11 protein-coding genes, 1 tRNA gene and 1 pseudogene are annotated in these 11,546 nt (G+C 65.2%); 5 read left to right on the top strand and 8 right to left on the bottom strand.

Annotated elements, in window-relative coordinates; translation table 11 throughout:
* Positions 1-265: 265 nt before the first annotated feature.
* The 4 genes from rluB to J7024_RS07250 form a co-directional block, all read right to left on the bottom strand.
* Entirely contained in the window at positions 266-1,999 is a 1,734-nt protein-coding gene (gene rluB / locus J7024_RS07265; protein ID WP_175752604.1) for a 23S rRNA pseudouridine(2605) synthase RluB, read from the bottom strand.
* Between the two features lie 59 nt (positions 2,000-2,058).
* Positions 2,059-3,063 carry an SMC-Scp complex subunit ScpB gene (gene scpB / locus J7024_RS07260; RefSeq protein WP_234744950.1) on the bottom strand — a complete coding sequence of 335 codons (1,005 nt, stop codon included), beginning with the start codon at positions 3,061-3,063 and terminating at the stop codon, positions 2,059-2,061.
* 272 nt (positions 3,064-3,335) lie between these two features.
* A complete protein-coding gene (locus J7024_RS07255; RefSeq protein ID WP_124825854.1) occupies positions 3,336-4,538 on the bottom strand; it encodes a pyridoxal phosphate-dependent aminotransferase in 1,203 nt (400 codons plus the stop codon).
* 64 nt (positions 4,539-4,602) lie between these two features.
* Positions 4,603-5,505, bottom strand: coding sequence for a LysR family transcriptional regulator (locus tag J7024_RS07250; RefSeq protein WP_124825855.1), 903 nt, complete (start codon positions 5,503-5,505; stop codon positions 4,603-4,605).
* Between the two features lie 430 nt (positions 5,506-5,935).
* Between J7024_RS07250 and J7024_RS07245 the strand changes: the two are divergent.
* Positions 5,936-6,331: pseudogene (locus tag J7024_RS07245) on the top strand (transposase); the annotation flags it as partial.
* 201 nt (positions 6,332-6,532) lie between these two features.
* Positions 6,533-6,784 (top strand): hypothetical protein, encoded by a 252-nt coding sequence (locus J7024_RS07240; RefSeq protein ID WP_124825856.1) that lies wholly within the window; start codon positions 6,533-6,535, stop codon positions 6,782-6,784.
* 190 nt (positions 6,785-6,974) lie between these two features.
* Here J7024_RS07240 and J7024_RS07235 read toward each other — a convergent pair whose 3' ends face one another.
* Positions 6,975-7,292 carry a hypothetical protein gene (locus tag J7024_RS07235; protein WP_096506834.1) on the bottom strand — a complete coding sequence of 106 codons (318 nt, stop codon included), beginning with the start codon at positions 7,290-7,292 and terminating at the stop codon, positions 6,975-6,977.
* 157 nt (positions 7,293-7,449) lie between these two features.
* On the opposite strand from J7024_RS07235, the gene J7024_RS07230 reads away from it, so the two are divergent.
* From J7024_RS07230 to J7024_RS07220, 3 genes are all read left to right on the top strand, one after another.
* Positions 7,450-8,166 carry a YdcF family protein gene (locus J7024_RS07230; protein ID WP_124825985.1) on the top strand — a complete coding sequence of 239 codons (717 nt, stop codon included), beginning with the start codon at positions 7,450-7,452 and terminating at the stop codon, positions 8,164-8,166.
* A 220-nt stretch (positions 8,167-8,386) separates the two neighbouring features.
* The gene (locus J7024_RS07225) at positions 8,387-8,665 is read left to right on the top strand and encodes a hypothetical protein (protein ID WP_124825857.1); all 279 of its coding nucleotides are present in this window, start codon (positions 8,387-8,389) and stop codon (positions 8,663-8,665) included.
* Between the two features lie 136 nt (positions 8,666-8,801).
* Positions 8,802-9,059, top strand: coding sequence for a DNA-binding protein (locus J7024_RS07220; RefSeq protein WP_234744946.1), 258 nt, complete (start codon positions 8,802-8,804; stop codon positions 9,057-9,059).
* Positions 9,060-9,102: 43 nt separating this feature from the next.
* On the opposite strand, the gene J7024_RS07215 is transcribed toward J7024_RS07220, so the two are convergent.
* The 3 genes from J7024_RS07215 to J7024_RS07205 form a co-directional block, all read right to left on the bottom strand.
* Positions 9,103-9,393 (bottom strand): putative quinol monooxygenase, encoded by a 291-nt coding sequence (locus tag J7024_RS07215; protein ID WP_124825858.1) that lies wholly within the window; start codon positions 9,391-9,393, stop codon positions 9,103-9,105.
* 529 nt (positions 9,394-9,922) lie between these two features.
* Positions 9,923-11,134, bottom strand: a complete 1,212-nt coding sequence (gene bamC / locus J7024_RS07210; protein WP_199568714.1) for an outer membrane protein assembly factor BamC — start codon at positions 11,132-11,134, stop codon at positions 9,923-9,925.
* A 140-nt stretch (positions 11,135-11,274) separates the two neighbouring features.
* Positions 11,275-11,351, bottom strand: a tRNA-Pro gene (locus tag J7024_RS07205).
* Positions 11,352-11,546 lie beyond the last annotated feature (195 nt).

Genomic DNA, 11,546 nt, shown 5'->3' with positions numbered 1-11,546 from the left:
TGGTGGTCGCACCTGAGCCGCACATTGAATCCGTACGCCCAGCGACTCCGCGATTATAGCGATTTTTGGCGCAAACGCCAAGCCAGCCGGTAAAAGCGGCGCCCAGCCCGCCTTTACCGACCAAAAATGCGAAACCGGACCGTCCGACGAAGCGGAACAATCCGGCTGCGCTACATATATACAGTCAGCGACGTGCCGACAAAACCGAAACGACGTCGATTCCGTCGGCACACCGCAGCCTCACGCTGCGGTACGCCAGAAGCGCTTAGCGACCGCGCGAGCGATTGCGCTGCGGACGCTGCTGACCGCTGCGCGCACCGCCACCACCGTTACCGGCGCCTTCGGCGCGATTGCCGTTCGGATTGCGGTTGCCACCCTTGCCGCCGCCGCGCTTCCCGCCGGCGCCTTCACGCTTCGGACCGGCGCCATACGACGCGCGGTTGCCGTCGACATCGCGACCGCCGCCCGAGCGATTGCCGTAACCCGACGGCGCAACCGGCAAGCTGCCGTAGCCGCTCAGACCCGGCAAGCCCGGGCCACCGCGACGACCGCCGCCACCGCCGCGACGCGGCTGATCGAGCTGACCGTGCGTCGTCAGCACCGGCTCACGGCCGATGAAGCCCATCGACGTCTGCATCGGATCCGGCTGGCGGCGCTCGGCCTGGCCACCCGCACCGCGCTTGCCCCTTTCCTCGGTCGGCGCCTTCAAGCCGACGGTCGCCATCAGCTTGCGCACCTGCGCCTCGTCGAGTTCCTCCCAGCGACCGCGCTTCAGGCCGCGCGGCAGCGGAATCGGGCCGTGGCGCGTACGAATCAGGCGGCTCACCATCAGGCCGGCCGCCTCGAACATCCGGCGCACTTCGCGGTTGCGGCCTTCGGCCAGTGCGACGTGATACCAGTGGTTCGTGCCCTCGCCGCCGCCATCCCGGATGCGCAGGAAGTTTGCCGGACCGTCATCAAGTTCAACGCCGTGCAGCAGCTTCTGCCGCATGCCTTCGGACAGCTCGCCGACGACGCGCACCGCATATTCGCGCTCGACGCTGTAGCGCGGATGCATGAAGCGGTTCGCGAGATCGCCCGAAGTCGTCAGCATCAACAGACCTTCGGTATTGAAGTCGAGACGGCCGACCGCGAGCCATTTCGCGGTCTTCATCGGCGGCAGGCGGTCGAACACCGACGGACGGCCTTCCGGATCCGCGTGGCTGACGATCTCGCCGGTCGGCTTGTGGTACAGCAGTACACGCGGCGGCTTGTTCGGCAGTTTGCGCTTGACCGGCTTGCCGTTGATCCGGACCTGATCGGTCGGCATGATGCGCTGGCCAATGTGCGCGGGTTCACCGTTCACCGACACGCGACCGGCGACGATCAGCTCTTCCATTTCGCGACGCGAGCCCATGCCCGCTTCCGCGAGCACCTTGTGAAGCTTCGGCGCGTCGTCGTCCGGCGACAGCACGCGCTTGCTCGTCGGCTGGCTACGGCCGCGGCGCAGCATCGGCGCGCGCACGCCGCCGCCGCCGCCCGCCGCGTTGTCCGCGTCGAACGCCGGCGACGTCACATAGGCGAACAGCTCGTCCTGCGACGCCTCGCCGTCAGTCTTCGCTGCGCCGCCTTCGGCTTTCGCCGCACCGCCGCGCCGCCCCTGGCCGCCTTGCGCACTCTGGGTACCCTGGACACCCTTGGCTGCGCCTTCGCGCTTGCCGGCCGGCTTGCGCACGCCACGGGCCGCACCTTCCTTGCGCGGCGCACGGGCGGGCTGTTGCGCTTCCGCGGTTTCGGCCGGCTGCGCTTCCGCGCCATCGCCGCCCTGCGGCTCGCCATCGGCGCCCTTCGACTTGGCCGCCGCGCGGCGACGTGCGATCAGGCTGCGCGGGCCGCGTCGCAGACCGCGGCGGGGACGCTCGTCACCACCCGCGGCCTGAGCGTCCTGCTCCGGCGCATCGTCGGCACGCGCTGCCTGCACGGCAGGCGCGGACGATTCAATATCGTGGATATCTGTCAAAACAACCTCAAAATGTCAGGTCTCGCGCCCGGCGGGGCGCGGCAAGAAGTCGGCCGCGATCAGGCGCGGCGCTGTTCGGGTTCTGCTTCGTCGTCCGGCAGCGCGTCGGCGCCGATGGGCGCACTGGCACTGCGTACGGCATCGGCAAGACTGTCGGACGTATCGTCCAGCATCTCGCCGTCCGCGGGACGGGAGCGCGAGGCGTCGGCCTGACCAGCCTTGTCCGGCATGTCGCCGGCCGCTTCCGCTCCATTTCCGGCAACCGCGTCGGCGGCCGGCTTGCGATCTTCCTCGTTCCATTCCGCGCGCAGCGGCTCCGGCCGCACGCCGGCCGGCGCTGCTTCGGCGCCGCCCTGTTCCGTTTGCACGCGATCAGCTTCCAGCGTATCGCGGTTCGGCATTTCCTGCGTCGCCGAGATATCGGTCGCGGCGTCGCTCAGCTGCGCCTCAGCCGCTGCTTCACCTGCTTCCGGCAGATCGTCGGCAACCGGCGCCGCATCGCCGTCGAAGTCCATCGCCTGCTGTGCGAGCAGCGCGGCCTCGATGTTCGCGGCAGGCTCCTCGAGCGCGGGCAGGTCGTCGAGCGCCTTCAGGCCGAGATCGTCGAGGCACTGCTTGGTCGTCGCGTACAGCGCCGGGCGCCCCGGCACGTCGCGATGCCCGATTACTTCGATCCAGCCGCGATCCTCGAGCTGCTTGACCACCTGCGTATTGACCGTGACGCCGCGAATCTCCTCGATGTCGCCACGCGTGACGGGTTGCCGATACGCGATGATCGCGAGCGTTTCGAGCACCGCACGCGAATATTTCGGCGGCTTCTCGGGATGCAGGCGGTCCAGAAAATGGCGCATCGCCGGCTTGCTCTGAAAACGCCACCCGGTTGCCAGCGCCACCAGTTCGACGCCGCGACCGGACCAATCCTGTTTCAGATCTTCGAGCAACGTGCGGACCGTGTCAGCCGACACGCCGTCGGCAAAGAGCTTGCGCAAATCGCCAAGCTTCAGCGGTTCCTGCGCGCAGATCAAAGCAGTCTCGAGGACGATCTTCGCCTCTTGGGTATTCATGCAGCTAGGCCAGACCCTGTGGTCAAACGAACCGGATCAACAAACAGACGAAAGGAACGGAAGACGCGCTCGCCCGATTCTGATCGGTCATATTGATGGGAGCACGAACCGGGGGCGGCGAACCAACTTCAGGCCAGGCCCAAACCGGACGGAAACAGCACGGCTCAACGGCGGAACCGCGTGACTGAGCGCCATATTACGCAAAATTGCCCGGTGCGTAAAGACAAGCCGAACACCCCCCGCCCGCACGCCGCGCCCGCTCCGTCCCCGCTTCAGCACAGGGCCCCGCCGCGCGCGAGGAAGTTGCGCAGGCGCTCGACGCCCGCGTCGAGCCGAGCGGGATCGCACGCGTAGCACCAGCGCACGAAGCCCTCTCCCTCGGAGCCGAATGCGCGTCCGGGCGCCAGTCCGAGTCCGGCCTCACGCACCAGCGCCTTGCAGAACGCAAGGCTGTCATCGGCGCCCGGCAAGCGCAGGAAAAGATACATCGCACCCGGCGGAGGCGGCACGTCGACGCCCGGCAACGTCCGCAGCGCGGCAACCAGATGATCGCGTGCACCGCGCAGCGACGTGACGAACGACTGCACGAACGGCTCGCCGTCACGCAACGCGACCTCGCCCGCGGCCTGCACAAAACCCGGCGCACACGACGTGTTGTACTCGACCAGCTTCGACAGGTCACCCATGACCGACGCCGGTGCGACGAGCCATCCGAGCCGCCAGCCCGTCATCGCCCACGCCTTCGAAAACGAATTCAGGACGACCACCCGGTCGTCACGCGATGCGATATCGAGGAACGACGGCGCACCGCCCGGCCCGAACGCAAGCCGTTCGTACACTTCATCGGCGACCAGCCAGATTCCATGCCGCTGGCAATGCGCGAGCACGGCCTGCTGGTCGTCGCGCGACATCGTCCAGCCGGTCGGGTTGTTAGGCGAATTGACGAGCAGCATCCGCGTGTCGGGCGTCAGCGCCGCGAGCAAGCGATCGACGTCGAGCTGCCAGCCCGCATCGCCATAGTCAAGCCGCACGCATTCGACATGCGCACCGAGGATCTTCGGGATTTCGACGAGATTCGGCCAGAGCGGCGTGACGGCGACGACGCGGTCGCCTGGACCGACCAGCATCTGCGCGGCCAGCATCAGTGCGCTGACGCCCGAACTCGTGACGGCGACCGTATCGGCCGACGTCGCGCCGTGACGCGCGCTCACGTAGGCCGCGATCACATCGCGCAGCGGCGCAGTGCCGAGATTGTGCGTGTAGAAGGTCGCGCCGTCACGCAGCGCCGCGGAGGCCGCGTCACGAATGAACGCCGGTGTCACGCGATCCGATTCGCCGAACCAGAACGGCAGCACGCCGGGCACGCCGACGCCCGCGTTCGCGACGTCCCTGATCAGCGACGCACGCAGCGCCCGGACTGCGCCGCGTGCGGCCGGCTCGCCCGTCGCCGGGTCGAAATCTGCGGAATGCGCCATCGAGAACCACCGCCGAGGAACACGATCCGCGTAGTGTACCGGCCCGCGCACCAGACCGGTGCCGTCAGTCGAGGTCTTCCGCTCGCGCCGGCATCTGGCGCGCAAGTTCCCAGATCGCCTGCGCAGCCGGCGACAACGACCGATCGCGGCGGCGCACCAGCTCGACGGTACGCTCGGTGCGCGGCGTCAACGGCCGCGCGACCAGCGTCGATCCGGCCGGCAGCGGCAGCGACAGCCACGGCTGCACGCTCACGCCGACGCCGGCCTCGACGAGGCCGAACACCGTCGCCGAATGTCCGAGCTCCTGCATGACCGTCGCGCTCACGCGATGGGCGGCCAGCGCTGCATCGATCAGCGGCCGGCTTCCAGACGCATGGTCGAGGAGCACGAGGCGCTCGCCGTCGAGCGCGGTCCACGGCACCTCGGCACGTGCCGCGAGCGGATGATCGGCACGTGCGACGAGGCAGAACGAGTCGGTCATCAGCGGCTCGCACACCAGATCAGCGACAGCGAGCGGCCCGATCACGACGCCGAAGTCGACCTCGCTCGACTTCACCTTGCGCAGCACATCGCTCTGCACGTCGTCGCGCAGGCCGAGCGTGACGAACGGAAACTGGCGCTCGCACGACGCGACGACGCGCGGCATCAGCCGGCACGCGATCGTCGGGCTCGCCGCGACGATCACGCGCCCGCGCCGTTGCTCGCCGATTTCGCGAATCTCCCGCAGCGTGTCGTCGAGATCGTCGATCAGACGCGACACGCTGGCGATCAGGTTCGCACCGACGTCGGTCAGTTGCACGTCGCGAGTCGTCCGGTCGATCAGCTTCAGCCCGAGTTCGGCCTCCAGTTCGCGCACGCAGCGGCTGACCGCAGACTGCGTCAGGCCGATCTCGTCGCCCGCGCGACTGAAGCTCTTCAACCGCGCAACCTCGATGAATACGCGAAGCTGGCGCAGCGTAACGTTCATCACCCTACCTCATCAATCGTAGATACCGATGCGCGATTTTAATGCGCGATACCGGCGTCGATGCGCAATTCCGGCACCGGCCGCACATGTTTCGCTGCGGTGCAATATTCGCGCAAACGCACGTGGTGCGGGCGAATTGCACAAGATTGGTGATTGTCCCGATTTGCTGCACGGTTATTTTGGCGTCTTATACGCCCCTAGCTGACTTAGCCGTTAGCTCGCTGCCAAGCGGCTCTCGAGGGAATCGCCCCCGACGTGGCACGCTTCGTGCATTACCTGGCGCACAGGGCGCAGGTTTCGTCGGACGGAAGGCAGTAACGCCGCTGCCGGCCAACCGGACGCCCCCACCCGGCACTCGACGCTCGAGTGCTTGAAGAGTGCGCGGCGCAGGGCAGCGCACCGGAGTTAGCTTCGCTGAGGTGAGGACATGATGCTGTTCGACGATTTGAGAGATAACGAGTGGGCGCTGGTCGAGGGTCTGTTTTGCTCGGAACCCGAACGGAGCGAACGGCGCGGCCGTCCCCGCGTGGAGGCCCGTTCGGTGGTAAATGCAGTGCTGTGGGTGCTGTCAACGGGTGAAGGCTGGTCGAAGCTGCCGGGCCGCTATCCGTCCCCGCCGACCTGCCGCCGCCGCTTCGATGAATGGCAGGCAGACGGCACGCTCGCCGAAATCGTCAAGCGACTCGGCACGAGCGGCCGCCAGATTTCGCTGCGCGGACGCATTGGCGCGAGTGCGGCAAAGCCGCCCGCACCGCCGAGTCGCGACCGGCTGCGCGGCGCCTTCTGGACCAACCCCGAATCCTGGCGCGCCCCTGTGAAGATGGCGTAACGCATGCTCGATCGGGCGGCTTCGGCCGCCCGGTTTCTTTTCGGCCCCACGCGTTTGCGCGGCACGCGCGTTGCCATCGATTACCGTTGTCGTGCAGCGATACATCTATTTACCAATATTTACAGCAACCCTGCACTCCCACGCTTACCTTAGCGGAATATCAACAGGCCGCACCGACGGCTTGAAGGGAGCCCCGCCATGAAATCAATGTCACTGCTCGTCGCATGCGGCATTGTCATTTCGCTGGCGCTGACCACCCCCGCTCACGCAGACGATCGCGCGAAGCCGCCTCACCGCCAGCAGGATCACCGAAATACCCTCCGCCAGCAGCAGCCCGTTGCGCCGCCGAACCGACAGACAGTGCCGCGCGGCGACCTGCGCGGCGACATTGCGAGCAATGCACGCGCGCGTATCGGCTCACAGCCGTCCGACATGCCGCGTCACCCGTAACGCAGGTACTTCTCCAGGATTTCGTCAAAGAAAATTCCCGGATCCGGGAACTGCCAGGCATACGATGAGTCACATCGTTGCCATGAGCACAGCGTGGCAACAGCAAAAGTATCCGGTACGCCCGTATCCTCGTGATACGGGCTTTTTTTGGCGCCGGCGACGGCGCTCACGAGGACAGGAAGATTCGCCTCTACAGGCGGCTTTCGAGGATCGCCACGGCGCTTGCGTCGCTCAGCACGTAGTCGTCCGTGCGGCGATCGGTCCAGGACAGCAATTTCTCGTCGCGCTCGAGGCGCGCACATTCCGCTCGACCGTTGTCGGTGAGCACCGCGATGTCGACCGGCGCATGAAAACCCGGCGCGGGCGCAACGGTCTTCTGCCTGACCGTGTCCATCAGCCCAAGCGACCGAAGATACTCGAACACGCCCGGGCGGCGCGCCCACGGTACCTGGCGGTACTGCACTCGTCTCAATGCGTCGAGCACCGCTTCGTTGGAATACGTGGCCATCTCGATTCTTTCTTAAAGTGCAGCGACAATGCGAAGCGGTGCGCCGGGCAGGGTCTCCACCCGCCGATACCGCCACCGATTCTGGAAGCCGACGTTCGGCGTCGCGTCAGGGCCGGATCGTCAGCCGTCCATAAAAAGACACCATACCCCAATCAAATTGATTCTGTTCGATTCATTTGTACTTCTCTTCATCTGTTTCATGCTCTGCCGCAAGCGGCGTCGACTCATTGCAATCGTCGCTGCCGCCCTGTTCTGGCTGCTCGCGACAGGCTGGCTCGCCGCACCGCTCATCGCATGGAGCGAAGCAGGTGTCACACCGGTCGAGCACCCCGACATGCACGGCAATACCACGCTTATCCTGATCGGCGCCGGTACCCGACGCGCCGATTCCGGGCTACGGCCACCGCCCGACGGCGACGCACGCATCCGCAAGACCGCGGCGCTCTACCGCACGTGCCGGCAACAGGCCACCCGCTGCACCGTCGTGATGTCGGGCGGAGATCCGCAACATCACGGCGACACGGAAGCGGCCGTCTACGGGCGCCAGCTCATCGCGCAGGGTGTCGATTCCCGGGATCTCGTTCTCGAGCCGAAGAGCCGCACGACCTATGAAAACGCGCAATTCACTGCGTCTATACTACGCTCACAACATGACGACTCGCTCATTCTCGTTACGTCGTCATACCAGATGCGTCGCGCGCTGCTCGATTTCCGCCGTTTCGGCCTCGATCCGCAACCCGTGTACTCGAATCGCCGCCGTGCGCAGACCGGTTGGCTGCCCCGCCGGCACAACCTGTCCGACGCCGAACAGGCACTGCACGAACTGATCGGCATCGCACAATTTCACGTGTACCGGATGCTCGGATGGTTTTGACAGGTGACACGCACCGGACGCGCAACGGCAGCCCGGCCCGCGATGGCATCCGCGTGACGGAATGCCCGAAGTGTTGCGCGACTTCAACGGGGCCTTGCGCGGCGCGGCGATCCGGTGCACATTGATCCGTCACTTTTGTTACACTCGACACGCACTCGATTGCAGTCGCCAGACAAAACGGCAACACTCGGGTTCATCACCACTTAGCGGAGGTAAAGCAATGAAGAAGACGTCCCTGGCTATCCTGGTTGCGATGTCGGCGCTGACTGGCGCAGCGTATGCGCAAGAGAGCACGCAAATCCAGACCATCACCGACCCGGCCAAGATCGCCGAGATCGAGCAGCGCGCACAAGCCCTGCAACAGCAGCAAGCAGCCGAGGCTGCACAGCCGGCGGCGCGCGAAGAAGAGCATCACCATCATCACGCCAAGAAGGCTGCTCACCACAAGGCAGCCAAGAAGGCCGGCAAGGCCGCGCCGGCAGACGCCGCAAGCCAGTAAGTTCGGCGGCACCGCACAAGCGAAAAGCCGAATCCGGGCAACCGGATTCGGCTTTTTTGGTTGCGGCGCCTGCGCGCTGTGCTAAAGTCGCGCACCGAAATTTTCCACCCGTGCGCACCCCGGTGCGGAGGACAGCATGAGCAACATTCAACTCGACATCGAGTGGACCGAAGCCGCCACTCGCAAGATCAAGCAACTGATGCCGCGCGGCTCGGAGGACGCATTCCTCGCATTGCCGCCGATCGAGTGCCTGCCGATGGAAGGCGACGTGCTTTTCCTCGGCCCGCAAGCCAAGCAGCAGCCGTTCATCGTGGCCGAACGCCAGTATCACCACGATGGCGATGCCGACTGGACGATCATCCTGATCCTGGACGTACCCAGCGCGTCGCACTGACGCGCCGTGGCGGCCGGCAATACGTCCGGCCGCACCGCCCTCCTCACGCGAGCTTCGACAGCACGCGGATCTCGGAACGATCAATCCAGTCCGCGGCCACCTCCCGATAGGCCAGAATATGCGCGGAACGCGCGTGCGCGGCCAACGCCTCCTCGCTCTCCCAGCGCTCGACGAATACAAACCGTGCCGGCTCCTTCAGGTCCCGGTGCAAGTCGTACTGCAGCGCGCCCGCTTCCGAGCGGGTCGGCTCGACGATCCCCTCGAGCACAGCGCGCAACTTCTCTTCCGCGCCCGGCGTTGCCACGATCAGCGCGACGACCGCGATTTCCGCCATTCCCGGCTCCTTCATTCAGAAAGACCCGAAAATACGCGAATCCAGCATCGGCCGGATCGGCACATCTTCGATGACGGTCTCGCAAAAAAAATTGCCCGCGCTTCAGACGAAGCGCGGGCGAAACCGTCGCCCTACGAGGATAGGCGACGGGGCCATCGGGACCCGCGCATGGCACGGATCGTCATCGGTTGTACCGGCGCTCGTTGCGCCGGCGCTTGAAGGCGCCAGTACCGTCGGTCGCGCGCTCGCAACGCACGCCCGGTATCTGACACCGTCCTCCCTGTTCCAACAATTCCGATTTATAAAGCAGGTTGCGTGCCAACTTCAAATACGCCGACACACCATTGATCCATAAGGATATTTTTTAAAACCTTGACGATGTAACACCCGTTCCGCCGTCGTAACGCACGGATGTTACGTAACGTCACACGGAGGGACCGAACCTCGCGCACACGCCAATACCGACGCGCGCGGACATAAAAAAGCCCGCCGGATGGCGGGCTTTTTCAGGAGCGGGAGCGAGCCGCGATCAGCGCAGCTGATTCACGAGCAGCGCCATGATCTGCCGGGCCGGCGACGACGTATCGATCGCACCCGAATCGTCGATGACCGCGACACGCGTCTGATCCGGCGTCAACGCCTTCACGTTCACGCGATATTGCTTCGCCTGCTTTTCCTTCTTGCCGTGGAACAACTGGCTCCAGAAGCCCTGCTCGGCCGCGCTCAGATCCTTCGGATCGACATAGCGCACGAAATACAGGCCCTTCGTGCGATCGCGATCGTCGACCGTGAAGTTCGCACGGTCGAGCGCGAGGCCGACGTGCAGCCACGACCGGTCGTACGGCTCGCCGAGCGTGACTTCGGACGGCACCGAGCCGGACGAGTCGACGTCGTTTCCTTGCGACGACGCGCGCGCGACGTTCTGCGCGGCAATCGCCGCGGCGGCGGCCTTCGATGCGTCCGTGTCAGCCTTCTTGTCCTTCGACACCGCGTTGTCGTTGATGTTGGCGATCGGCGGCTCGCCGTTCTTCGCACGCTGCTCGTTCTGCGCGAGCACCGCCATCAACCTCTTCAGGTATTCCGTCTCGAGCGCCGGATCGTTCGGCTTCGCTTCCCACTTGCTCGAATCGTTGTTCGCACCGGTGAGCGCCTCGCGCATGCCCTTCTGGCTGATGAACACGTAGGTGCCGCCGTTGGGCGCCGAATCGAGACGCGTGCGGTACTTGTTGCGCTCTGCCGTCACGTACGAGTTGCCCATCGCTTTCGAAATCACGCCACGGATCAGGCCGTCGTTGATCTGCGGATGAGTTTCGTTCCAGTCGGTTTCCATCACACCCTTGTCGCGCTGGTCGACGACCAGCAGGAAGCCCTGCTCCTGCCAGAAACGGCGAACCTGCGGCCAGATGTCGGCGGGCTTCTTGCCGTCGATCACGAGCCAGCTCTCGGTGCCGTCACGCTGGATATGCATGCCCGAAACGGCTGGAACGACGGTGTCCGTCGCGGGCGCCGCCTGCTGAACCTGCTGGAGCGCGGACAGGGAAGTCGCGCCACCCTGCGGCGGCAACGAGCGCTGATCGGCCGTCTCGTCGAGCATGTTGGGCGGCACTGCGAGCGACGCTTCCTTCGATTTCGAATCGCTCTTGTAGTCCACTTTCGTGGGCGACGACGTACCGCAACCGGCAACGAGCGCGCCGGTGGCGAGCACTGCAGCGAACCGCATGGTAAGACGAAGATCAGTCATGTTCGGGGAATCCTCTTCCGCTAAATCACGGCGCTTTCCGTGGATCAACCTTGCATTTTACCGGGGCCGCGCCGGGATGTGCAAAAAAGCGACGGGCAAGAAAAAACCCGCGTCAGCCTGAACTGACGCGGGTTCTTGTCTGGTCGGGGCGAGAGGATTTGAACCTCCGACCACCTGCACCCCATGCAGGTACGCTACCAGGCTGCGCTACGCCCCGAAAGAAAAAAATTATAACAGACAGTTGTCCCGTTTAGAACGGGTCATATGCATTTTGTGATCGTTCTCGTGAAATTTTTCGACGGGTACGCCCATGACCGACGCCCACACAGTGTCGCAGCGAAGCCCTTCTCCCAACCCCGCCTAATCAAAAAGGACGATGGCCGTTTCGCCACGGATCGCTACCGTGCGCTTA

Origin of the sequence: Burkholderia sp. WTPI3, from assembly GCF_021483755.1 — a bacterium.
Classification (GTDB): domain Bacteria; phylum Pseudomonadota; class Gammaproteobacteria; order Burkholderiales; family Burkholderiaceae; genus Burkholderia.
Note: the sequence above shows the minus strand (reverse complement) of the source record. Positions and strands in the feature narration are given on the sequence as shown.

Coding starts and splice junctions, on each gene's coding strand:
- scpB (WP_234744950.1), bottom strand. CDS start 3,063: ATGAATACCCAAGAGGCGAAGATCGTCCTCGAGACTGCTTTGATCTGC.
- J7024_RS07255 (WP_124825854.1), bottom strand. CDS start 4,538: ATGGCGCATTCCGCAGATTTCGACCCGGCGACGGGCGAGCCGGCCGCA.
- J7024_RS07250 (WP_124825855.1), bottom strand. CDS start 5,505: ATGAACGTTACGCTGCGCCAGCTTCGCGTATTCATCGAGGTTGCGCGG.
- J7024_RS07240 (WP_124825856.1), top strand. CDS start 6,533: ATGAAATCAATGTCACTGCTCGTCGCATGCGGCATTGTCATTTCGCTG.
- J7024_RS07235 (WP_096506834.1), bottom strand. CDS start 7,292: ATGGCCACGTATTCCAACGAAGCGGTGCTCGACGCATTGAGACGAGTG.
- J7024_RS07225 (WP_124825857.1), top strand. CDS start 8,387: ATGAAGAAGACGTCCCTGGCTATCCTGGTTGCGATGTCGGCGCTGACT.
- J7024_RS07220 (WP_234744946.1), top strand. CDS start 8,802: ATGAGCAACATTCAACTCGACATCGAGTGGACCGAAGCCGCCACTCGC.
- J7024_RS07215 (WP_124825858.1), bottom strand. CDS start 9,393: ATGGCGGAAATCGCGGTCGTCGCGCTGATCGTGGCAACGCCGGGCGCG.
- bamC (WP_199568714.1), bottom strand. CDS start 11,134: ATGACTGATCTTCGTCTTACCATGCGGTTCGCTGCAGTGCTCGCCACC.